The sequence below is a fragment of the Goekera deserti genome (assembly GCF_010685995.1).
Taxonomy (GTDB): domain Bacteria; phylum Actinomycetota; class Actinomycetes; order Mycobacteriales; family Geodermatophilaceae; genus Goekera; species Goekera deserti.
The window spans coordinates 340,322-361,022 of the sequence record NZ_JAAGWK010000010.1 but is presented as its reverse complement, the minus strand read 5'-3'; the positions used below and the strand labels follow the sequence as shown (position 1 = coordinate 361,022).

Here is a 20,701-nt window from a genome sequence, read left to right as displayed (position 1 = left end):
GGCAGCCCGGACAGCACGACGGGCGGGCACCCAGGGAGGGTGCCCGCCCGTCGGCAGGGGTCAGCTCAGCTGGCCGGCACGGCGTTGGCGCGCAGGGCGCCGAGCAGGTCGTGGTTGAGCCGGGAGATGGTCTCCATGGAGATGCCCTTGGGGCACACCGCGGAGCACTCGCCGATGTTGCTGCAGCCACCGAAGTCCTCGGCGTCCTGCTGCGCGACCATCTTGATGACCCGGGCGTCCCGCTCGGGCTGGCCCTGGGGCAGCAGGCCGAGGTGGGACACCTTCGCCGCGGTGAACAGCATGGCCGAGCCGTTCGGGCACGCGGCCACGCAGGCGCCACAGCCGATGCAGGTGGCGGCGTCGAAGGCGGCGTCGGAGTCCTTCTTGGGCACCGGGGTGGCGTGCGCCTCGGGCGCGGTGCCGGTCGGTGCGCTGATGAACCCGCCGGAGGCGATGATCCGGTCGAACGCCGAGCGGTCGACGACGAGGTCCTTGATCAGCGGGAACCCGCCCGAGCGCCACGGCTCGATGTCGATCTCGTCGCCGTCCTTGAACGACCGCATGTGCAGCTGGCAGGTGGTGGTCTGCTCCGGCCCGTGCGCGTAGCCGTTGATCATCAGCCCGCAGCTGCCGCAGATGCCCTCACGGCAGTCGTGGTCGAAGGCGACCGGGTCGTCGCCGGAGAGGATCAGCTGCTCGTTGAGGACGTCGAGCATCTCCAGGAACGACATGTCCGGGGACACGTCGCTGACCTTGTAGGTCACCATCTTGCCCTTGGCGGTGGGGTGGGGCTGCCGCCAGACCCGCAGGGTCAGGTTCACTTGTAACTCCGCTGAGCGAGGTGGACGTACTCGTAGTTGAGGTCTTCCTTGTGCAGCACGGGCGGCTCGCCCTCCGGCGTCCACTCCCAGGCCGCGACGTAGGCGTAGTTCTCGTCGTCGCGCAACGCCTCGCCCTCCTCGGTCTGGCTCTCGACCCGGAAGTGGCCACCGCAGCTCTCGTTGCGGTGCAGCGCGTCGATGCACATCAGCTCGGCGAGCTCGATGAAGTCGGCCACGCGGCCGGCGTGCTCGAGGTTCTGGTTGAAGGTGCCCTGCTCGCCGGAGACCTTGACGTTGGTCCAGAACTCCTTGCGGATCTCCGGGATGCGGTCCAGCGCCTTGCGCAGGCTCTCCTCGCTGCGCTCCATGCCGCAGTAGTCCCAGACCAGGCGGCCGAGCTCGCGGTGGAACGAGGCGACCGTGCGGGTGCCGTTGATCGACAGCAGCTTCTCCGACTGGGCCACGACGGCCTGCCGGGCCTCCACGACCGCCGGGTCGTCCTCGGCCACCTTGGGGAAGGGGCCGGCGGCGAGGTAGTCGGTGATCGTGTTGGGCAGGACGAAGTACCCGTCGGCCAGGCCCTGCATCAGGGCCGAGGCACCGAGCCGGTTCGCGCCGTGGTCGGAGAAGTTGGCCTCGCCGATCACGAACAGGCCCGGGATGGTCGACTGCAGGTCGTAGTCGACCCACAGACCGCCCATCGTGTAGTGCACGGCCGGGAAGATCCGCATCGGGACCTCGTACGGGTCCTCGCCGGTGATCCGGGCGTACATGTCGAAGAGGTTGCCGTACTTCGCCTCGATGGCCTTGCGACCCAGGCGCTGCATGGCCTCGTCGAAGTCCAGGTAGACACCCAGACCGCCGGGGCCCACGCCGCGGCCCTCGTCGCAGACGTTCTTGGCCTGCCGCGAGGCGATGTCGCGGGGCACCAGGTTGCCGAACGCGGGGTACTTGCGCTCCAGGTAGTAGTCGCGCTCGTCCTCGGGGATCTGCCGCGGGTCGCGGTCGTCGCCGCGCTCCTTGGGCACCCACACGCGACCGTCGTTGCGCAGCGACTCGCTCATCAGCGTCAGCTTCGACTGGTAGTCACCGCTGGTCGGGATGCAGGTCGGGTGGATCTGGGTGTAGCAGGGGTTGGCCAGCAGTGCGCCCCGCTTGTGTGCCCGCCAGATCGCCGTCGCGTTGGAGCCCTTGGCGTTGGTGGACAGGTAGAACACGTTGCCGTAGCCGCCGGTGGCCAGCACGACGGCGTCGGCCATGTGCGTGGTGACCTCGCCGGTGACCAGGTTGCGCGCCACGATCCCGCGCGCCTTCCCGTCGACGACGATGAGGTCCAGCATCTCGGTACGGGCGTGCTGCTCGACGTTGCCCAGGCCCATCTGCCGCTCCAGGGCCTGGTAGGCGCCGTAGAGCAGCTGCTGGCCCGTCTGGCCCCGCGCATAGAAGGTGCGGGACACCTGCGCGCCACCGAAGGAGCGGTTGTCCAGCAGGCCGCCGTACTCGCGGGCGAAGGGCACGCCCTGGGCCACGCACTGGTCGATGATGTTGGTGCTGATCTCGGCCAGGCGGTGCACGTTGTTCTCCCGCGAGCGGAAGTCCCCGCCCTTCACCGTGTCGTAGAACAGCCGGTGCACGCTGTCGCCGTCGTTGCGGTAGTTCTTCGCGGCGTTGATGCCGCCCTGCGCGGCGACGCTGTGCGCGCGGCGCGGGCTGTCCTGGTACCAGAAGGACGTGACCTTGTAGCCGGCCTCGGCCAGGGTGGCGGCGGCTGAGCCACCGGCCAGACCGGTGCCCACCACGATGACGTGCAGCTTGCGGCGGTTGGCCGGGTTCACCAGCCGGCCGCGGAACTTGCGCTCGCTCCACCGCTCCCCGATGGGGACGTCGGTGGGGGCCTTGGTGTCGGCGATCGGGTCGCCCTCGGTGAACAGCTCCAGTGCCATGTCTGCGCTCCCGTCAGTTCACGAAGTCAAGGGCGACGGCGACCGGGGTCACCAGGTACAGGGCGATCAGCCCCGTCGCGAAGGTGGTGGCGGTGATGTTGAGCAGCCGCTCGCGTCGCTTGTTGGTCTGCCCCAGCGTCTGGGCGGCGCTGAAGATGCCGTGGCGCAGGTGCATGCCGAGCAGGACCAGCGCCAGCACGTAGAAGGCGGTGATGAACGGGTTCTCGAAGCTGGCGACCAGCCGGTCGTACGGCGTCGAGTCGGTGCCGTCGGGGTTGACCGCGCCGAAGGTCATGTCCAGCAGGTGCCAGATGATGAACAGCAGGATGATCACCCCGCCCCAGCGCAGCGTGCGCGAGGCGTAGCTCTGCTGGACGCGCTTCTTCGTGACGTAGGCGACCGGGCGTGCCCGCTTGGCCTGACGCCAGAGCGAGAAGGCCGACCACATGTGGGCGACCACGGACACCAGCAGACCGATCTCGATCAGGGTGAGCAGGGTCCGGTGGGGGAGTGCCGGCTCGCCGAACTCGCGGAGCCACTCGGAGTACTCGTTGAACGACTCGGCACCCTGGAAGACGTGCAGGTTGCCGATCGCGTGGGCCACCAGGAACAGCACCATGAGGATGCCGCTGATGGCCATGACTGCCTTCTTGAAGACCGAGGAGGATCCCCGCCCGGTCTTCGCTGCCCTGCGCTGGGCTGTCTGCGTTGCGGTCGCCACAGGGCAACGCTACGTCGTGCACAGACGGACGCCCATGTGAACGTGACGTGACACGTCTCATGTAAGGCCGTCCTCATCCGTGGGTGGTCCGTTGTGCACCACCAATCTCCCACGTCACAGGCCCCGGCGCTCGCCCCGGGACGGGCGTTCCCGCGTCCGACGAGGCAAGATGCACCCGCACCGGCACGACGGCGAGGGGACGACGACGATGGCTGGACCGACCCGGGGCTTCCTCGGGCGAGCACGCACCCCGCGCGACGCGCGACTGCCCCCGGGCCAGTACGACACCGGCAGCGACTGGCCGGTGCTCACCGCCGAGCCGACCCCCCGGATCAGCCCGGAGACGTGGAGCATCACCGTCGACGGGCAGGTCGAGACGCCCACCACCTGGTCCTGGGACGAGGTGCACGCGCTGCCCGCCGCCGAGTACCGGGGCGACATCCACTGCGTGACGACCTGGTCGAAGTTCGACACCCACTTCGCCGGCGTCAGCGTCGACTCGCTGCTCGAGGTGGCCCGGCCCACCGAGGAGGGCCGGTTCGTCATGGCCACCGCCAAGACCGGCTACACCACCAACCTCCCGCTGGACGACGTCCGGGGCGGGAAGGCGTGGCTGGTGTGGGAGTTCGACGGCCGGCCGCTGTCGCTGGAGCACGGTGGCCCGGTGCGACTGCTTGTGCCGCACCTGTACTTCTGGAAGAGCGCCAAGTGGGTCACCAGGCTGACGCTGATGAAGCGCGACCAGCAGGGGTTCTGGGAGCGCAACGGCTACCACGACCGCGGCGACCCGTGGCTCCAGCAGCGCTACCAGGGTGACTGAAGGAGGACCCCGTCCCTCCCCACGACGTGCTGCGCACGCCGCGGGCCCCCGGGACGGGGCCGACGGGTGGCGGACGGAGGTGACCCCGTGACGCGAGCGAGCCGCGGCGGGTGGCGGACGGCGACCGTGGCGGGGGTGCGACGTCCGGTGGCCCGGGGCGTGCAGCTGCGTCTGGACGTCGCCGACCGGGTCGACCACCTGCCCGGGCAGCACTACGTCGTCCGGCTGACCGCGCCCGACGGGTACACCGCGCAGCGGTCCTACTCGGTGGCCTCGGCGCCCTCGGACCCGCTGCTCGAGCTGTTCGTCGAGCGGCTGGACGACGGCGAGGTGTCCGGGTACCTCGCCGACGTCGTCGAACCGGGCGACGAGCTGGAGGTGCGCGGCCCGATCGGCGGCTGGTTCGCCTGGGACGGCGTCTCCCCGGCGCTGCTGGTCGGCGGGGGCAGCGGCGTCGTCCCGCTGGTGGCGATGGTGCGGCACGCGGTCGACACCGGCCGCACGGACCTGCTGCGGGTGGCGGCGGCCGGGCGTACCCGGGCGGGACTGCCCTACGCCGACGAGCTGGTGTCCGCCGGCGCGGTGCTGGCCCTCTCCGGGGAGGCCACCGGCGTCCGCCCGGCGTCCCGGCTGACCGCGGCGGACCTGGTGCCGCTGTGGGAGCCGGGCCAGACGGCGTTCGTCTGCGGTTCCACCGCCTTCGTCGGCGCGGCCACCCGGCTGCTCACCGACGACCTGGGCATGCCGGCCTCGGCGGTGCGGGTGGAGCAGTTCGGGCCGAGCGGCTGACGACGGTGCCCGCCGGCCCGGTTCCGGGCGGGCGCGCCGGGTAGTGCCGCCGGGCAGGCGTCGAGCCACGGACCTGCTCTGCGACCGAGGAGGCACCGTGGTCGACCAGGCGCGGGTGGAGCTGGGCAGCACCGACGCCCCGGCCGAGGACGAGGTGCAGGAGGCCTTCGAGCTCATCGTCAGCGAGGGCGCGCAGCGGCTGCACCGCACGTGGCGGGAGGTGCTGGCCACCGGGCTGGCCGGCGGGGTGGAGGTGGCGACCGGCGTCCTGGCGCTGCTGGCCGTCTACACCGAGACGCAGAGCCACCTGCTCGCCGGGTTGGCGTTCAGCATCGGCTTCATCGCGCTGCTGCTGGCCCGCAGCGAGCTGTTCACCGAGGGCTTCTTGGTGCCGGTCACCGCCGTCGTGGCCGGCCGGGCGGCACCGGGCCAGCTGGCCCGGCTGTGGAGCGGCACGCTGGTCGGGAACCTGGTCGGCGGCTGGTTGATGATGTGGGTCGTCGTGCACGCGTTCCCGCAGTACCGGGCGACCGCGGTCGAGTCGGCGGTGCACTTCGTCGACGCGCCCTTCGACGTCACCTCGGCGTGCCTGGCCTTCCTCGCCGGGGCCGCGCTGACCTTGATGACCCGCATGCAGCACGGCACGACGTCGGACCCGGCGAAGATCGTGGCCGCCGTCGCGGGGGCGTTCCTGCTGGCCGGCCTGCAGATGTTCCACTCGATCCTGGACTCGCTGATCGTCTTCGCCGCCCTGCAGTCCGGCGCCCCGTTCGGCTACGGCGCGTGGCTGGGCTGGTTCTGGTGGACGGCACTGCTGAACATGGCCGGCGGCCTGCTCGTGGTGACGCTGCTGCGGCTGGTGCGCAGCAAGGACCTGATCCAGCACGAGCGCGCCGAGGCCGGCGCCGGGCGGTGACCGCTCAGCGGCCGGCGGCGGCCCGGCGGATCGCGCGGGTGTACAGGCCCAGCGCCAGGGGCGGCACGTGCGTGCTCACCGGGCCGCCCAGCTTCGCCAGCCGGCTGGCCATCCGGGCGAAGGCGCGCATCGTGAACACGACCTCGCCGGAGGGCTCCAGGCTCACCACGAACGACTCCTCGCCGCTCTCCGGGTGGCCCGGCAGCGTGCCGTAGCCGAAGCCGCGGCGGTCGGGCTGCTGGACCACCCACACCACCCGGCACGGGATGTCCAGGCCGAGGCGGGGCAGCCCGATGGTGAGCAGCACCAGCGAGCCGACCTGGCTGGCCGGCCCGGTGGCCCGCACCCGCAGCCCGGAGCCGCGCTGGGCCTGCCAGTCGAACACCGCGGCCGCGGCGCGCTCGAAGTCCTCCCGGCCGGAGCCGACGACCTCCCGGCGCTCGATGTGCTGGTACCCCTCCGGCAGCTCGGCCCGCTGCGTGGCGCCGATCTCGGGGTAGGTGAGCGCCAGGTCGGCCATCCGGGACAGCGACGTGGTGCGTCCGATGCCCATCAGGGCGCGCCCATCAGCATGGGACCCATCAGTGCGGCGGCGTCGCGGGCGGGGCGGGAGTCCTCACCGGCCCAGTGTCCCCGGGGCCTCCGGAAGGCGCGCGCCGGTAGGGTCGCGGCATCGTGCTGCCCGCCGTCACCGCCACCCGCTACGTCACGCCGCTGCGTGAGGGCGGGTCGCTGCCCGGGCTCATGGAGGCCGACGACCTCGGCACCTACGTGGTCAAGTGGCGGGCTGCCGGCCAGGGCGTGCGCGTGCTGGCGGCCGAGGTGGTCTGCGGCGAGCTGGGGCGGGCGCTGTCCCTGCCGGTCCCCGCGCTGGTCACCGTGGACGTCGCACCCGAGCTGGCCGTGGGTGAGCCCGACCAGGAGGTGCAGGAGCTGCTGCGGGCCTCCGCCGGGGTCAACCTCGGCATGGACTTCCTGCCCGGCGCCCTGGACTTCGAGGCCGGCGCGGCCGGGGTGGACCCGGAGCTGGCCGGCCGGGTGCTGTGGTTCGACGCGCTGATCGGCAACGTGGACCGCTCCTGGCGCAACCCCAACATGCTGTTCTGGCACGGCCGGCTGCAGCTCATCGACCACGGCGCCGCGCTCACCTTCCACCACTCCTGGGCCGGTGCCCCGGCGGCCGTCGCCCGGCCCTACGACGCCGCGCAGCACGCGCTGGTCGAGTCGGCCCCGGACGTGCGGGCCGCCGACGCGGCGCTGGCCCCGCGGGTGACCCGGGACCTGCTGGTCCCGGTTCTCGACGCCGTGCCCGACGCCTGGCTGGAGGGGCCCACCGGGGAGGAGCCGGCGGCCCGGGTGCGGCAGCGCTACGTCGACCAGCTGCTGGCCCGGCTGGCCGCCCGGGACGCGTGGCTGCCCGGGCTCGTCGAGGCCGCCGCGGCCGGGGGAGCCGGGCGGCGCGCCGCCCCGCGCGGGCAGAACCGCCCGACCTGGCTCGGGCCGCCGCCGCCGGACGGGGTCACGCAGCGGTGAGGCGGGAGACCTTCGAGTACGCGGTGCTGCGGGTGGTGCCGCGGGTGGAGCGGGGGGAGGCGATGAACGCCGCGGTGCTCGTCTACTGCCGCCAGCTGGACTTCCTCGGCGCCCGGGTGCACCTCGACGTCGACCGGCTGCGCGCCCTGGACCCGACGGCCGACCCGGGGGCCATCGGCCGGGCGCTGCAGGCCGCCGCCGACGTGTGCGCCGCCTCCGCCGCCGCGGGTGCCGCCGGCCGCGAGGTGCTGGGCTCCCGCTTCCGCTGGCTCACCGCACCGCGCAGCACCGTCGTCCAGCCCGGGCGGGTGCACACCGGGCTCACCGCCGACCCGGCGGCCGAGGCGGACCGCCTGCTGCAGCTGCTGGTCCTGCCCGTCCCGGCCTGAGGAGGACCTGAGCAGGGCCTGAGCAGGCCTGCGGGGGCCGGGCCCTACCGCGTGCGGGTGAACGACCGGTGGACAGGAGGTTCACGATCGGCACGTCGCTCGTCCACCTCCCGGTCGTCCGGGCTGCCTAGCGTGCCGCCCTGTCAGGCCCCCGAGACAGGAGAACGATGAGCGAGTACGGCGACGCCTCCGAGAACGTCGGCACCAACCCCACGACCGCGACGCACATGAGCGCACTGATCGACGCGCGCCTGTCCCGTCGCAGCGTGCTGATGGGCGGTCTGGCCACCGCGGTCGGCTTCATGAGCGCCTCCGTCGTGACCGCCGGCTCCGCCGCAGCCGCGCCCGGCAAGGGCAACGGGAACGGCAAGGGCAAGGACCGCACCGGCCTGCTCGGCTACACCCCGGTGCCGCTGGCGTTCGGCGACCAGGTCGTCGTCCCGGCGGGGTACAAGGCGACGCCGTTCCTGCCCTGGGGCACCCCCCTGCTCGGCAGCTACCCGGCCTTCCGCCCGGGCCAGAACACCGCTGCCGAGCAGGAGCAGCAGGTCGGCATGCACCACGACGGGATGCACTTCTTCCCCGACCACGGCAGCAGCACCCGCGGCACGCTGGTGGTCAACCACGAGTACACCGACGAGCAGCTGCTCCAGGTCGGCTCCAAGGCCACGCCCCGCCCGGGCAAGGACGTCATCACCGCCGACCAGGTGCGCAAGTCGCAGGCCGCGCACGGTGTCAGCGTTGCGCGCATCGAGCGGGGCAGGGACGGCGCCTGGGCGCTGGTCCGCTCCGCGCAGAACCGGCGGATCACCGCCAACACCCCGATGGCGATGAGCGGGCCCGCCGCCGGTCACCGGCTGGTGCGCACCCCGGCCGACCCGGACGGCCGTCGTCCGGTCGGCACGCTGAACAACTGCTCGAACGGCGCGACCCCCTGGGGCACGTACCTGACGTGCGAGGAGAACTTCAACGGCTACTTCGCCGTCGAGGGCACCCTCGACCCGGAGGCGGAGGCCCTCAAGGCCCGCTACGGCATCGGCGGCGACAACTACTACTGGGCCGCCCGGGACGCCCGGTTCCGGCTCTCTGCCGGCAACTCCAACGAGGTCAACCGCTTCGGCTGGGTGGTGGAGATCGACCCGGCCGACCCGCGGTCCACCCCGGTCAAGCGCACCGCGCTCGGGCGCATCAAGCACGAGGGCGCCTTCGTGCACACCACCAAGGGCCAGCGCGTCGTCGTCTACATGGGTGACGACCAGGTCAACGAGTACGCCTACAAGTTCGTCAGCAGCGGCAACTGGAAGAGCCTGCGCGCCCGCGGCAAGAGCCCACTGGACGAGGGCACGCTGTACGTCGGCAAGTTCGGCGAGGACGGGCGCGGCACCTGGCTGCCGCTGGTGCACGGGACCCCCGGGCTCACCGCGGCCGAGGGCTTCGCCGACCAGGGCGACGTGCTGGTCAAGGCCCGCCTGGCCGCCACCAGCGTCGGCGCCACCCCGATGCACCGCCCGGAGTGGACCTCGGTCGACCAGAACACCGGTGCGGTGTACCTGACGCTGAGCAACGACGGCGGCTCGGCGTCGGCGGTCAAGAACGCGGCCAACCCCCGCGTCCCCAACAAGTGGGGCTCGGTCATCCGCTGGTACGAGGACGGCGACGACCACGCCGCGACGTCCTTCACCTGGGACCTGCTGCTGCTGGCCGGCCCCGGCCGGGACGCCGTCGGGGTCGCCCCGGACGGCTCCACCGTGCTCGCCGAGGACGCCTTCGGCTCGCCCGACGGTCTGTGGGTCGACCGGGACAGCCGGGTCTGGGTGCAGACCGACGGCACCCAGCCGCTGGGCGCCAACGACCAGATGCTGGCGGTCAACCCGTTCGTGACCGACGCCGACGGCCGCCCGGAGATCAAGCGCTTCCTCACCGGCGTCCGGGGCTGCGAGGTCAGCGGGGTCATCGACACCCCCGACCAGCGGACGATGTTCGTCAACCTGCAGCACCCCGGTGACGGCGTGCCCGAGGCGACCTGGCCCGGGCTCGACGGCGTGACCGTGCCCCGGTCCGCCACCGTCGTCATCACCAAGGACGACGGCGGGGTCATCGGCAGCTGAGCCGGCGCCGACCGCCGCCGGACCTCAGGGGAAGGGTCCGGCGGCGGTCGTGCGTCCTGTGCCGTCGGGAGCAGGGTCCCGACGGCACCCGTGCGGGTCAGCGGTCCGGCAGGTCGACCACGTCGGCCAGCAGCGCACCGGCCTCGGCGTGCCGGTCGGCGGCCGGGCTGTCGTGCACGACCAGCAGCCGCCGGGCGCCGTCCGGGCCGGTCTCGTCCAGCACGGCGATCCCCTCCGCGTGGTCCTGGCCCTCGCCGTGGGCCAGTTGCAGCACCGCCGGCAGCTGCTCCCGGCGGACCACGGCGGGCGCGTCGGTGGCGCACCCGTCCAGCCAGCGGTGCACGCGCACCGGGCCGGACAGGCTCATGCTCGGACCGGCGAGCACCAGCAGGTCGGGCCCGTCCGGGCAGAGGTCGCGCACCCCGAGCCCGTCCAGGTCGAGCAGGTGCAGCCGGTACCGGCCGCCCTCGGGCAGCTCCCGGAGCCGCAGCCGGTGCGGGTCGCCGGGGGAGGTCTCCGGCCACACCTCGGCCACCACCGCCCAGCCGCGCAGCACCGGGCCGCGGAAGCCGACGTAGAGCCGGTCGCCGTGCACCGCGATGCCCTCGACGTCGACGCCGTTGTCCTTGCTGGGGATCGACAGGAACGGGGCGAGCAGCGGGTCGCGGGCCATCTCGTCGGTGAGCGCGTCGCCGCGCCCGCCGAGGACCGCGGCGGTGAGCACGCCGTCGGGGCCGGCCACCCGTCGTGCGGGCAGCCCGGTGGCCGGGTCGACCGGCAGCCGCATGAGCACGAAGCGGTTCGGCTCGCGCACCACCTTCGCCAGCCGTCGCCGGGCCTTGGCGTCGTCGTCGCCCGCGCGCAGCCGCTTGCGCTTGAGGCTGTGCGAGCCGACGGCCCACAGCCACGGGCCCTGCCGGGCGATGCCCTCGACGTCGACCTCGTCGTCGGCGGCGGGCAGCTCGACCAGGTCGGCGAGCCGGACGCTGTGCTGGTCGGACCAGCCAGTGGCGACGCCGTCGGTCGTGCGCACGGTCAGCCGCTCGAGCGTCGCGGTCTCGTCCCCGGCCACCCACAGGTGCGGCCCGTCCTGCCGGACGGCGGACAGGTTCACGTGGGTGGCCGCGGCGCGTGACCCCTCGGTGAAGTGCAGCGCCACCTGACGCACGACCGGGGCGGGGGTGATCATGCCGGCAGCCTGCCAGACCACCGCCGGGCGCCCGTCGATCTGTCGGTGGGGTGCGGTAGGACCTGGGCATGGAACTCGCTGCCGTCGCCGTGTCCGCTGCCGACCTGCCCCGTGCCGTCGCCTTCTACGAGCTGCTGGGCTTCTCGTTCCCGCCGCTGCAGCCGGGGGAGCAGCACGTGGAGTCGACCGGGTCGCCGAAGCTCATGATCGACGACCACGAGATGATGACGGGGCTGCTCGGCGAGCCGCCGCGGCCGGGCAACCACGCCGCCATCGCCCTGCTCTGCGGTTCACCGGCCGAGGTCGACGAGGCGGTGGCCGCGATCGGGTCGCTGGGCACGGTGGTCACCGCCGCCTGGGACGCGCCGTGGGGGCAGCGGTACGCCACCGTCGCCGACCCCGACGGCTACCGGGTGGACCTCTACGCCCCGCTGCCGGGCTGAGCGGGCGGCCGGCGCGCACGGGTGCGCTGCTCGTCGGTCCGGTCGAGCGCCCGCGGGCCCTGGTCCTCGCCGAGCACCCGGTCGATCTCGCGGGCCAGGCGCAGGTCCAGCTCGGTGACACCGCCGACGTCGTGGGTCGTCAGGCCGACGTGCATCGTCCGGTACCGCAGGTCGACGTCCGGGTGGTGGTCCATCTCGTCGGCCTCGGCGGCGATCTCGACCACCGCCTCGGCCGCGGCGAGCATGCTGGGGAACCGGCGGGACCGGCTGATGCCGTGCTCGTCGCCCTGCCAGGCCGGCAGCCCGGCGAGCGCGGCGGCGACCTCGGCGGCACCCAACGCCGTTGGCCTCGTCCTCGGGGCCCGCGGCGTGCGGAGCGCGTCGTGGGGAGGGACGTGGTCCTTCTTCAGGTGTGCAGCCCGCACTCGGTCTTGCCGTTGCCCGCCCAGCGGCCGGCGCGCGGGTCCTCGCCCGGGGCGACCGGGCGGGTGCAGGGCGCGCAGCCGATCGAGGCGTAGCCGATCTCGGCGAGCGGGTTCACCGGCACCTGGTGCTCGGCGGTGTAGCGGTCGACGTCGTCCTGGGTCCACGCGGCCATGGGGTTGACCTTCACCATGCCGAGCTTGGCGTCCCAGTCGACCAGCCGGGTGCCGGCGCGGGTCGGCGACTCGTCGCGGCGCACGCCGGACCCCCAGGCGGAGAGCCCGGCCAGCGCCCGGGCCAGCGGCTGCACCTTGCGCAGGTCGCAGCACCGGTCGGGCTCGCGGTCGTGCAGCCGGGGCCCGTACTCGGCGTCCTGCTCGGCGACGGTCTGCGCCGGGAGCACGCTCTGCACCTGGATAGGCATGACCGAGGCGATCCAGTCGCGGGTGCCGATCGTCTCGGCGAAGTGGTAGCCGGTGTCCAGGAACACCACGCGAACCCCCGGGACGGCGCGGCCGGCCAGGTGCGCCAGCAGCCCGTCGGCCATCGAGGAGGTGATCGCGAACGAGTCGCCGAAGGTCTGCCCGGCCCAGGTGAGCACGGCCAGCGCCTGCTCGACGGGCTCGGCGATGCCGGAGAAGCGGGCGTCGGCCTCGGCGGCGAGCTCGGGGCCGGGCTGGGTGAGGGCGACGGTCACGGTTGCTGCACTCCTGTCCCGGTCAGGCGGAGGGTGAACGTCCGCAGGCAGGACCCGCAGTGCCACTCGCCGTCGTCCTCGCGCGGCCGGAGGGTCTCCTCGCCGCAGTACGGGCAGTGGAACGGGGGCAGCTGCCGGGTTCTTCCCTCCGTCGGTGGAGGCGGGGTCAGCGCAACCACTCCTCGTCGGCCCGCGCGGCGTACGCGGCGAAGCGCTCGCCGGGCTCGCGGTGCTCGAGGTACCCGCGGAGCACCCGCTCGACGTAGTCGGCGGTCTCCTCGGCGGTGACCTTGTGGCCGCGCAGCTTGCGGCCGATCGAGGACTCGAAGCCCAGGTGGCCGCCCAGGTGCACCTGGAAGCCCTCGTCGCCGCGCACGACCATGCCCTTGAAGCCGATGTCGGCGGTCTGGAACCGGGCGCAGGAGTTGGGGCAGCCGTTGACGTTGATCGAGATCGGCTCGTCGAAGTCCGGCAGCCGCTGCTCCAGCTCCGTGGTCAGCGTGCGGGCGCGGCCCTTGGTCTCCACGATCGCCAGCTTGCAGAACTCGATGCCGGTGCAGGCCATCGTGCCGCGGCGGAAGGCGCTGGGCCGGACCTGCAGGTCGTGCACGGCCAGCTCGGTGACCAGGTCCTCGACGTGGGCGTCCGGCACGTCCAGGATGACCAGCTTCTGGTCCGCGGTCGTGCGGATGCGTCCGGCACCGAACCGGTCGGCCAGGTCGGCGACGGTGCCGAGCAGCTCGCCCCCGATCCGGCCGGTGTGCAGGGCGAAGCCGACGGCGTTGGTGCCGTCGACCTGGCGGGCGACACCGACGTGGTCGCGCTGGTCGGTCGCCGGGCGCTCGGGGGCCGGGCCGTCGGGCAGTGCCTCGTGCAGGTACTCGTCCTGCAGCACCTGGCGGAACTTCTCCGTGCCCCAGTCACTGATGAGGAACTTGATCCGGGCGTGGGTGCGCGAGCGGCGGTAGCCGTAGTCGCGGAAGACCGCGCACACCCCGGCCCACACGTCGGAGACCTGCTCGGGGCGCACGAAGACGCCGAGCCGCTGGGCGAACATCGGGTTGGTGGACAGCCCGCCGCCGACCCACAGGTCGTAGCCGACCTCGCCCGCGGCGTTGCGCACACCGACGAAGGCGACGTCGTTGATCTCGTGGTTCGTGCAGTGGTGGCTGCAGCCGGAGATCGAGGACTTGAACTTGCGCGGCAGGTTGGAGAACTGCGGGTCACCGACGTACTTCTCCACCGTCTCGGCGATCGCGGCAGTGGCGTCGACGACCTCGTCGTCGAGCACCCCGGCCAGCGGGCAGCCCAGGACGACGCGCGGGGTGTCGCCGCAGGCCTCGGTGGTCGACAGCCCCACCGCCTCCAGCCGCTCCCAGATCTCCGGCACGTCCTCGATCCGGATCCAGTGCAGCTGCACGTTCTGCCGGTCGGTCACGTCGGCGACGCCGCGCCCGAACTCGGTGCTGATCCCGGCGATGACGCGCAGCTGGTCGGCCGACAGCTGCCCGCCGTCGATCCGGACGCGCAGCATGAAGTAGCTGTCCTCCAGCTCCTCGGGCTCCAGGACGGCGGTCTGGCCACCCGGGATGCCCGCGGCTCGCTGCGTGTAGAGGCCCATCCAGCGCATCCGGCCGCGCAGGTCACCGGGGTCGATGGAGTCGAAGCCGGCCTTGGAGTAGATGTCGATGATCCGCTGGCGCACCTCGAGGCCGTCGGAGTCCTTCTTCATCCGCTCGTTGGGGTTCAGCGGCTCCCGGTAGCCCAGGGCCCACTGACCCTGCCCCCGCGTGGGGGCCTGGCCGGGGCGGCGAGTGGGGGAGTAGGTCACGACGGCACTTCTTCCTGCGCCGGGTGCGGCCCCAGGGGCCGGGCTCGGGCGCTGACGGAGCGGACGCGGCGGGGCCGCAGGGGAGGCGGCGGGGCCGCGGGCGGGGCGGTGCTGTCAGCCGGCGGCAGGACACGCGGCGCTGGAGACGCGCCCGAGGTCGACGTGCAGGCGCGCGACGAGGACGAGGTCACGGCGCGGCACGGGCCCATGGTGCCACAGCGGGGACCGGCTGCCGCCCCTCGTCCGGGTGCACCGGTGACGGTGCGCTGCTCAGCGCCGGGCGCCGGCCTGCGCGCGGTCCCCCTGCGCGCGGTCCATCGCCTCCCGGATCAGCGCGACCGACCCGGACACCGGCGTGCGGGAGGTGTCGATGGTCAGCTCGGGGTCGACCGGCAGCTCGTACGGGTCGCTGATGCCGGTGAACTCGCGGATCTCACCGGCACGGGCCCGGGCGTAGAGACCCTTCACGTCACGCTCCTCGCACACCTCCAGCGGGGTGGACAGGTGCACCAGCAGGAAGTGGCCGTGCTCCTGGACCAGCGCCCGCGCCTGCTGCCGGGCCTGCTCGTAGGGCGCGATCGCGGCGACGACGACCGTGCCGCCGTGCCTGACCACCTCGCCGGCCACCCAGCCGATCCGCCGGATGTTCAGGTCGCGATCCGCCCGGCTGAAGCCCAGCTCGCTGGACAGGTGGGTGCGCACCACGTCGCCGTCCAGCACGGTCACCGGCCGGCCCGCCGCGGTCAGCTCGGCGACCAGTGCGTCGGCCACCGTCGACTTGCCGGCGCCGGACAGGCCGGTGAGGAAGACGGTGACGCCGGGCGGCGGCGGGGTCCAGGGTGCGGCGGACGGGGCGCTCATGCGCACAGTGTCGCCGAGCCGCTGGTGGGTGCGGTCAGTCCCGGCGCTCGGGGTCGCCGAAGGACCGCCAGGCGCTCTCCACCTCTGCGAGCTCCGCGACGGCGGGCGGCAGGGTGCCGGACACCACGTCGGCCAGCGTGACCTGCTCCAGGACCCGCCGGTAGCTGTCCCGGGCGGCCACCCAGACGCTGGTCAGCGCCTGCGCGCTGCCCGGGTAGGCGACCTCCTCCGGCCGCTGGCCGTGCACCTCGGCGAGGAAGCCCTGCTCCACCCGCATGACCCGGGCGATGGACACCTCCTCCGGCGGCAGGGCCAGCCGGTAGCCGCCGTCCCGGCCGCGCTGGCTGGTGACCAGCCGGGCGTGCTGCAGGTCGCCGAGGATGGCCTGCAGGAACCGGGAGGGGATGCCCTGTGCCTGGGCGATCCGGTCGCAGGTGAGGGCGTCCGGGGCGGCGGCGGCCAGCTCGATGGCCGCCCGCACCGCGTAGTCGACCCGGGCTGTGATGCGCATGACGCCCATCGTGCCCTGCGTGCGGCGCGGGCTGGTGGCCGGCAGCCCGCGCTGGGAGGCTGCCGGGGTGGTCCACCTGCGGTTCAGCACCCTGGTCCAGGCACCGACGACGGTGGCCTTCGACGTCGCCCGGGCCCTCGGCCGGCCCTGGCGGGCGCCGTTGCAGGAGGTGGAGTCCCGTCGTCCGCACCGGGACGTGTACGCGGGTGGCCCGGGCCCGCGGGTGGTGCACACCCGTGAGTTCACCGCCACCGGCGCCGGCACGCGCGTCGAGGAGCTGGTGGACTGGGACGCAGGGCCGCTGGACCAGGTGGTGCTGCGCCGGCGGGTGGTCCGGGCGATGCGGGCACACCTGGACGGCTACGCCGCCGCGGCTGCCACCCGCGCCCTGGACGTCGTCCAGGTGGTGGGTGCGGCGGTGGTGCGGGGCGACCGGGTGCTGGTGGCGCAGCGGCGCGGCGGGGCCTTCGACGGCCGGTGGGAGTTCCCCGGCGGCAAGGTGGAGCGCGGCGAGCACGACCTGGACGCCCTGGTGCGGGAGTGCCAGGAGGAGCTCGGTGTCCGGGTCGAGCCGGGCGCGTTCGTCGGCGAGGTCGTGCTGGACGCGCGCATCGGTGGCGGTCCGCCGGGCACCTCGACCATGCGGGTGTGGGCCGCCGGGCTGGTGTCCGGCGAGCCGGCGGCCCGCGAGCACGCAGACCTGCGCTGGGTGGGTGCCGGGGAGCTGGCCGCGCTGGACTGGATCCCCGCCGACCGTCCCCTGCTCCCCGCCGTCCGCGCCCTGCTCGGCTGACCCGACCGCCGACCCTCATCCCGAGCCGGTGCGCCCACCCGAGACCGACTACTCCGGGCTCGAGTCCGGTCTCTGCGCGACGTGGGAACCCGCTCCAACGGACTTTTTCGGGCTCAAGTCAGGGAGCGGGTGACACGGCCGGCCTGACCTGTGGACGACGCCAGCAGGGAACGGCTCCGGCACCCCATGATCCGTCGCGTGACCCCAGATCGTCGGGAACTGCACGGCGTCTTCCTCGGCACTCACGCGGTCGCGGCCGGGTACGTGACCCGCCCGCAGCTGCGCCGGTACCGCCGGTTGATGCAGAACGTCTACGCCGATCCGGCGCTCAACGCCGACCACGAGCTCTACAGCCGGGGGGCTGCACTCCTGCTGCCGCCGGGCGCAGCGCTCGGCGGCCGTTCGGCTGCGGCGTGGTTCGGGGCGCCGTTCGCTTCGGCGATCGAGCCGGTGCTGGTCGTGGCACCCCGGGGCTGTCCGTGGGACGGGCCTCGCGGGGTCCGGGTGCACAAGACCGACGTCGCACCGGGAGAGATCTGGACGACCGACGACGGCATCCCGCTCACCCGGCGCGGACGCACCGCCTGGGACGTCGCGGCGATCGAGACGGTGGCCACGGCCGTCGGCCTGCTCGACGCCATGGTGCGCAGCGACGGCGGGCTCGACCTTGCCGGCGAGCTCGCGCGACGCCGCGGACGGTGGCGCTCGGCCCGGGTCGGCCGAGTGTTCCCGCTGGTCGACGGCCGGGCCCAGAGTCCCCCTGAGTCGTGGGTGCGCGTCGCCTGCCACCGGGCCGGACTGCCGGCTCCGGTCCCGCAGTTCGTCGTCACCGAGGGGGGCTGGTCCGCGCAGGTGGATCTCGCCTGGCCGGAGGCGAAGCTGATCGTCGAGTACGAGGGCGAGTACCACTTCGACGAGCTGCAGATCCGCCGGGACGACCGGCGCTACGCCCGGCTCGTCGCCGCCGGCTGGCGGGTCATCCGACTCAGCGCCAACGACCTCCGTGATCTCGACGGCGTGGTCAGCCGGATCCGTGTGGCACTCCGCGAGGCACCGATCGCCGGTTGACCCGAGGCCCGGGGTGCCGTCCGGCGGTGCTGCCGGGCAAGCCCGCTACGACCGGGGCCGACCCGGGGCTGCTCCACGGCGGTGACCGGCCACCACTGCCCGGACAGGGCGATCAAGCTGCCCGGACCGGTGACCTGAGCCCGAGATAGTCAGCAGCAGGGGAGGGGCAGGCGCGAGGGCGGTCACTTGAGCCCGAAAAAGTCAGGGAGGGGGCGCGCGGGGCGACCGGGGCCGGACGCACGAGGACGCCGTCGGCGTACCGACGGCGTCCTCGTGCGTGCTCCGGCGTCAGCCGCCGGACGGGGTCACTTGAAGACGTCCTTGAGCTTCTCGCCGGCCTGCTTGACGTTGCCGCCGACCTGGTCGGCCTGGCCCTCGGCCTGCAGGTCCCGGTTGCCGGTGGCGTTGCCCGCGGCCTCCTTGCCCTTGCCGGAGAGTTCCTCGGCCTTGTTGTTCAGCTTGTCCATGGCGCTCATGACTGCTCCTCGGGTGGGCGGCGTGATTGCGAGCTCCTACCCGGGGTGGGCGGCGGTCACACCTGTCGACCGCCTGGCAGCAGGCGCCGGCGGCGGGATCGACCGTCCGCCGGGGGCGTCCCCCGGCGCGCGCTCAGGCGTCTCGTGGGGCCGCCGGACGATCCGGTCGTGAGTCGACGATTGGCCGCAAGACGTCCTGGACAGGGGGTGTCCAGGTGGACGTTCACAGGCCCAGCTCCCGGATCGTGAGGCAAGGTCACAAATCGGACACGGGCATGGACTGCCTTCTCCGCTGGTGCCTAGGGTCCTCGCAGTCGACCTCGGCCGGCAGTGTCCTGCCAGGTTCGTCCCCAGCTCGTCCCAGCCAGCCGTCTGCCCCGCACGCGGACTGGTCAGACACATGAAGTCCCCCCGCGCGAGCGGGCAGAGGAGGCATTCGAACGTGAGGTTCAGCAAGCAGAGCGCTGGGCTCGTCGCCGTCGGGCTGATCAGCGCCATGGCGCTGACCGCCTGCGGTGGCAGCGACGACGGTGGCGGCGACAGCGAGAGCGGTGCCACGGGCACCGGCACCGTGGTCTTCGGCGAGTCGACCGACTTCCCGGAGAACCTGTACCAGTTCATCTCCGCCGGCAACGCCACCTCGGTGCAGAACATCATGGGCCGCATCCTGCCCAGCACCTACAACGTCGCCCCCGACTTCTCGGTGGCCTGGGACGAGAACGTGCTCGCCTCGGAGCCGACGCTGTCGACCGACGGTGGCACCCAGGTGAACACCTACGAGATCAACCCGGACGCGGTGTGGAGCGACGGCACCCCGATCACCGCCGACGACTTCGCGTTCACCTGGAACGCCAACCGCAGTGCCGACCCGGCCGACGGCGGCTGCGAGTCGGTGCTGTCGACCAACGGCTACGCCAACATCGCCTCGGTGGAGGGCAGCGGTGACGGGAACAAGACCGTCACCGTCACCTACGCCGAGCCGTACGCCGACTGGCAGTCGCTGTTCACCGGCATGATCCCGGCGCACCTGATGGCCAACGAGGACCCGGTCGCGCAGTGCGCGACGACCACCGCCGGCTGGCCGATCGACCAGGGCATCGTGGGTGACATCTCCGGTGGGCCGTTCCAGCTCAAGAAGGAGAACATCGACGTCGGCAACCAGGAGGTCACGCTGACGCCGAACCCGGAGTGGTGGGGCGAGCCCGCAGGCGTGGCCTCGCTGGTCGTCAAGAACATCGGCAATGACCCGACCACGGCCGTGCAGGCGCTGCAGAACCAGGAGATCGGGGTCATCTACCCCCAGCCGCAGCTGGACCTGGTGAGCCAGATCGAGAACCTCGAGCCCAACGTCACCTCCGACATCACGTTCGGTCTGTCGTTCGAGCACCTGGACTTCAACACCACCGACGTGCACCTGGCCGACCCGCTGGTGCGCCAGGCGTTCGGTCAGGCGCTGGACCGCCAGGAGATCGTCGACCAGACCGTCGGCCAGTTCTCCGACGACGCGCAGGTGCTGAACAACCGGCTCTACGTGAACAACCAGCCGGAGTACCAGGACAACGCCCCGGAGCAGTACAAGCAGGCCGACCCCGAGGGCGCCAAGGCGCTGCTCACCCAGGCCGGCTACACGATCGGTGCCGACGGGATCGCCACGCACCCGCAGCGCGGACCGCTGAACATCCAGATCGACACCACGGCCAACAACCCGCTGCGTGAGACGACGATCACCGTCATGATCCCGCAGCTGAAGGCCGCCGGCATCAACGCGACCTTCAGCGCCAACCCGGACATCTTCGCCGATGTCGACAAGCCCCGGAGCCTCGTCGCCGGTGGGTTCCAGGCGGCGCTGTTCGCCTGGGTGTCGACGCCGTTCGTCTCGTCCAACCAGTCGATCTACTACTCACCGGACAACGGTCTGGGGCAGAACTACTCCCGCACCGGCACCCCGGAGATCGACGCGCTGCTGGCCCAGATGGTGTCCCAGCCCGACCCGGCCCAGGCCGCCGACCTCGCCAACCAGGTCGACGTCGCGCTCTGGGAGCAGCTGGCCACCATCCCGCTCTACCAGAAGCCCACGTTCATCGCGTACCAGAGCAGCATCCAGAACGTGGAGGACAACGCCAGCCAGGCGGGTCCGCTCTGGAACGCGGAGAAGTGGACCGTCGCCGAGTGACCTGAGGTCGGCGCCCCGTCCGCGGGGCGCCGACCACACCCCGGCGTCTCCCCGCGACGTCCGGGTGCACCATGTGAGTGATGTCCGCAGTGCCCACGACCCCCGGCGCCCCGCCCCGGGGGTCGTGGCATGTCCGGGTTGTGTGTCGGCTGTGTGACGACCACGTACCGACGTCGGGACCTGCGCCGGAGCGCTT

22 protein-coding genes are annotated in these 20,701 nt (G+C 72.9%); 10 read left to right on the top strand and 12 right to left on the bottom strand.

Features of this window, described 5'->3' with window-relative positions; all coding sequences use genetic code 11:
- Positions 1-65: 65 nt before the first annotated feature.
- The 3 genes from G1H19_RS09075 to G1H19_RS09065 are packed head-to-tail and all read right to left on the bottom strand — an operon-like array spanning position 66 to position 3,485.
- The gene (locus tag G1H19_RS09075) at positions 66-821 is read right to left on the bottom strand and encodes a succinate dehydrogenase/fumarate reductase iron-sulfur subunit (RefSeq protein ID WP_162393099.1); all 756 of its coding nucleotides are present in this window, start codon (positions 819-821) and stop codon (positions 66-68) included.
- Positions 818-2,764: a fumarate reductase/succinate dehydrogenase flavoprotein subunit gene (locus G1H19_RS09070; protein ID WP_152729971.1), complete on the bottom strand. Its 1,947-nt coding sequence runs from the start codon at positions 2,762-2,764 to the stop codon at positions 818-820. Before G1H19_RS09070 ends, G1H19_RS09075 begins: the two co-directional genes overlap by 4 nt.
- A gap of 13 nt (positions 2,765-2,777) precedes the next feature.
- Positions 2,778-3,485, bottom strand: a complete 708-nt coding sequence (locus G1H19_RS09065; RefSeq protein ID WP_162393100.1) for a succinate dehydrogenase cytochrome b subunit — start codon at positions 3,483-3,485, stop codon at positions 2,778-2,780.
- Between the two features lie 208 nt (positions 3,486-3,693).
- Here G1H19_RS09065 and G1H19_RS09060 point away from each other — a divergent pair, with 208 nt between their 5' ends.
- From G1H19_RS09060 to G1H19_RS09050, 3 genes are all read left to right on the top strand, one after another.
- Entirely contained in the window at positions 3,694-4,305 is a 612-nt protein-coding gene (locus G1H19_RS09060; RefSeq protein ID WP_152729970.1) for a sulfite oxidase-like oxidoreductase, read from the top strand.
- Positions 4,306-4,392: 87 nt separating this feature from the next.
- Positions 4,393-5,094, top strand: coding sequence for an FAD-binding oxidoreductase (locus tag G1H19_RS09055; RefSeq protein ID WP_235928158.1), 702 nt, complete (start codon positions 4,393-4,395; stop codon positions 5,092-5,094).
- 97 nt (positions 5,095-5,191) lie between these two features.
- Complete coding sequence (locus tag G1H19_RS09050; protein WP_162393101.1) at positions 5,192-6,010, top strand: formate/nitrite transporter family protein; 819 nt, start codon at positions 5,192-5,194, stop codon at positions 6,008-6,010.
- Positions 6,011-6,014: 4 nt separating this feature from the next.
- Here G1H19_RS09050 and G1H19_RS09045 read toward each other — a convergent pair whose 3' ends face one another.
- On the bottom strand, positions 6,015-6,563 hold the full coding sequence (locus G1H19_RS09045; protein WP_152729969.1) for a DUF1990 family protein: 549 nt from the start codon (positions 6,561-6,563) through the stop codon (positions 6,015-6,017).
- Positions 6,564-6,685: 122 nt separating this feature from the next.
- On the opposite strand from G1H19_RS09045, the gene G1H19_RS09040 reads away from it, so the two are divergent.
- From G1H19_RS09040 to G1H19_RS09030, 3 genes are all read left to right on the top strand, one after another.
- On the top strand, positions 6,686-7,543 hold the full coding sequence (locus G1H19_RS09040) for a HipA family kinase (protein WP_162393102.1): 858 nt from the start codon (positions 6,686-6,688) through the stop codon (positions 7,541-7,543).
- Positions 7,540-7,932: a DUF3037 domain-containing protein gene (locus G1H19_RS09035; RefSeq protein ID WP_162393103.1), complete on the top strand. Its 393-nt coding sequence runs from the start codon at positions 7,540-7,542 to the stop codon at positions 7,930-7,932. The genes G1H19_RS09040 and G1H19_RS09035 overlap by 4 nt, the downstream gene beginning before the upstream one ends.
- A 167-nt stretch (positions 7,933-8,099) precedes the next feature.
- Positions 8,100-10,040, top strand: coding sequence for a PhoX family protein (locus G1H19_RS09030; RefSeq protein WP_152729968.1), 1,941 nt, complete (start codon positions 8,100-8,102; stop codon positions 10,038-10,040).
- A 97-nt stretch (positions 10,041-10,137) separates the two neighbouring features.
- On the opposite strand, the gene G1H19_RS09025 is transcribed toward G1H19_RS09030, so the two are convergent.
- Positions 10,138-11,229 (bottom strand): DUF3616 domain-containing protein, encoded by a 1,092-nt coding sequence (locus G1H19_RS09025; RefSeq protein WP_152729967.1) that lies wholly within the window; start codon positions 11,227-11,229, stop codon positions 10,138-10,140.
- A 68-nt stretch (positions 11,230-11,297) separates the two neighbouring features.
- On the opposite strand from G1H19_RS09025, the gene G1H19_RS09020 reads away from it, so the two are divergent.
- Positions 11,298-11,672, top strand: a complete 375-nt coding sequence (locus tag G1H19_RS09020) for a VOC family protein (RefSeq protein WP_152729966.1) — start codon at positions 11,298-11,300, stop codon at positions 11,670-11,672.
- Here the strand turns inward: G1H19_RS09020 and G1H19_RS09015 are convergent.
- The 6 genes from G1H19_RS09015 to G1H19_RS08995 all read right to left on the bottom strand — a co-directional run bounded on the left by G1H19_RS09015 (position 11,651) and on the right by G1H19_RS08995 (position 15,995).
- Positions 11,651-12,010 carry a 4a-hydroxytetrahydrobiopterin dehydratase gene (locus G1H19_RS09015; protein ID WP_152729965.1) on the bottom strand — a complete coding sequence of 120 codons (360 nt, stop codon included), beginning with the start codon at positions 12,008-12,010 and terminating at the stop codon, positions 11,651-11,653. The genes G1H19_RS09020 and G1H19_RS09015 overlap by 22 nt on opposite strands.
- Positions 12,011-12,078: 68 nt before the next feature.
- Positions 12,079-12,792 (bottom strand): phosphoadenylyl-sulfate reductase, encoded by a 714-nt coding sequence (locus G1H19_RS09010; protein WP_162393104.1) that lies wholly within the window; start codon positions 12,790-12,792, stop codon positions 12,079-12,081.
- Between the two features lie 166 nt (positions 12,793-12,958).
- Complete coding sequence (locus G1H19_RS09005) at positions 12,959-14,623, bottom strand: nitrite/sulfite reductase (protein WP_235928159.1); 1,665 nt, start codon at positions 14,621-14,623, stop codon at positions 12,959-12,961.
- Between the two features lie 114 nt (positions 14,624-14,737).
- On the bottom strand, positions 14,738-14,824 hold the full coding sequence (locus G1H19_RS24870) for a putative leader peptide (protein ID WP_407647143.1): 87 nt from the start codon (positions 14,822-14,824) through the stop codon (positions 14,738-14,740).
- A gap of 69 nt (positions 14,825-14,893) precedes the next feature.
- On the bottom strand, positions 14,894-15,484 hold the full coding sequence (cysC, locus tag G1H19_RS09000; RefSeq protein WP_152729964.1) for an adenylyl-sulfate kinase: 591 nt from the start codon (positions 15,482-15,484) through the stop codon (positions 14,894-14,896).
- A 34-nt stretch (positions 15,485-15,518) separates the two neighbouring features.
- Positions 15,519-15,995 (bottom strand): RrF2 family transcriptional regulator, encoded by a 477-nt coding sequence (locus tag G1H19_RS08995; RefSeq protein WP_152729963.1) that lies wholly within the window; start codon positions 15,993-15,995, stop codon positions 15,519-15,521.
- Between G1H19_RS08995 and G1H19_RS08990 the strand changes: the two genes are divergently transcribed.
- Together G1H19_RS08990 and G1H19_RS24470 are read left to right on the top strand one after the other, a co-directional pair.
- Positions 15,994-16,788: a (deoxy)nucleoside triphosphate pyrophosphohydrolase gene (locus tag G1H19_RS08990; protein WP_152729962.1), complete on the top strand. Its 795-nt coding sequence runs from the start codon at positions 15,994-15,996 to the stop codon at positions 16,786-16,788. The genes G1H19_RS08995 and G1H19_RS08990 overlap by 2 nt on opposite strands.
- A 198-nt stretch (positions 16,789-16,986) precedes the next feature.
- Positions 16,987-17,856 (top strand): endonuclease domain-containing protein, encoded by an 870-nt coding sequence (locus G1H19_RS24470; RefSeq protein ID WP_162393105.1) that lies wholly within the window; start codon positions 16,987-16,989, stop codon positions 17,854-17,856.
- 305 nt (positions 17,857-18,161) lie between these two features.
- On the opposite strand, the gene G1H19_RS08980 is transcribed toward G1H19_RS24470, so the two are convergent.
- Positions 18,162-18,332, bottom strand: a complete 171-nt coding sequence (locus tag G1H19_RS08980) for a CsbD family protein (RefSeq protein ID WP_152729960.1) — start codon at positions 18,330-18,332, stop codon at positions 18,162-18,164.
- Positions 18,333-18,774: 442 nt separating this feature from the next.
- Between G1H19_RS08980 and G1H19_RS08975 the strand changes: the two genes are divergently transcribed.
- Positions 18,775-20,505 (top strand): ABC transporter family substrate-binding protein, encoded by a 1,731-nt coding sequence (locus G1H19_RS08975; protein WP_162393106.1) that lies wholly within the window; start codon positions 18,775-18,777, stop codon positions 20,503-20,505.
- Positions 20,506-20,701 lie beyond the last annotated feature (196 nt).

Excerpts from the sequence above, each read along its gene's own strand:
- G1H19_RS09070 (WP_152729971.1), bottom strand. The coding sequence starts at position 2,764 with ATGGCACTGGAGCTGTTCACCGAGGGCGACCCGATCGCCGACACCAAG.
- G1H19_RS09060 (WP_152729970.1), top strand. The coding sequence starts at position 3,694 with ATGGCTGGACCGACCCGGGGCTTCCTCGGGCGAGCACGCACCCCGCGC.
- G1H19_RS09045 (WP_152729969.1), bottom strand. The coding sequence starts at position 6,563 with ATGGGCATCGGACGCACCACGTCGCTGTCCCGGATGGCCGACCTGGCG.
- G1H19_RS09030 (WP_152729968.1), top strand. The coding sequence starts at position 8,100 with ATGAGCGAGTACGGCGACGCCTCCGAGAACGTCGGCACCAACCCCACG.
- G1H19_RS09025 (WP_152729967.1), bottom strand. The coding sequence starts at position 11,229 with ATGATCACCCCCGCCCCGGTCGTGCGTCAGGTGGCGCTGCACTTCACC.
- G1H19_RS09020 (WP_152729966.1), top strand. The coding sequence starts at position 11,298 with ATGGAACTCGCTGCCGTCGCCGTGTCCGCTGCCGACCTGCCCCGTGCC.
- cysC (WP_152729964.1), bottom strand. The coding sequence starts at position 15,484 with ATGAGCGCCCCGTCCGCCGCACCCTGGACCCCGCCGCCGCCCGGCGTC.
- G1H19_RS08990 (WP_152729962.1), top strand. The coding sequence starts at position 15,994 with ATGACGCCCATCGTGCCCTGCGTGCGGCGCGGGCTGGTGGCCGGCAGC.
- G1H19_RS08995 (WP_152729963.1), bottom strand. The coding sequence starts at position 15,995 with ATGCGCATCACAGCCCGGGTCGACTACGCGGTGCGGGCGGCCATCGAG.
- G1H19_RS08980 (WP_152729960.1), bottom strand. The coding sequence starts at position 18,332 with ATGAGCGCCATGGACAAGCTGAACAACAAGGCCGAGGAACTCTCCGGC.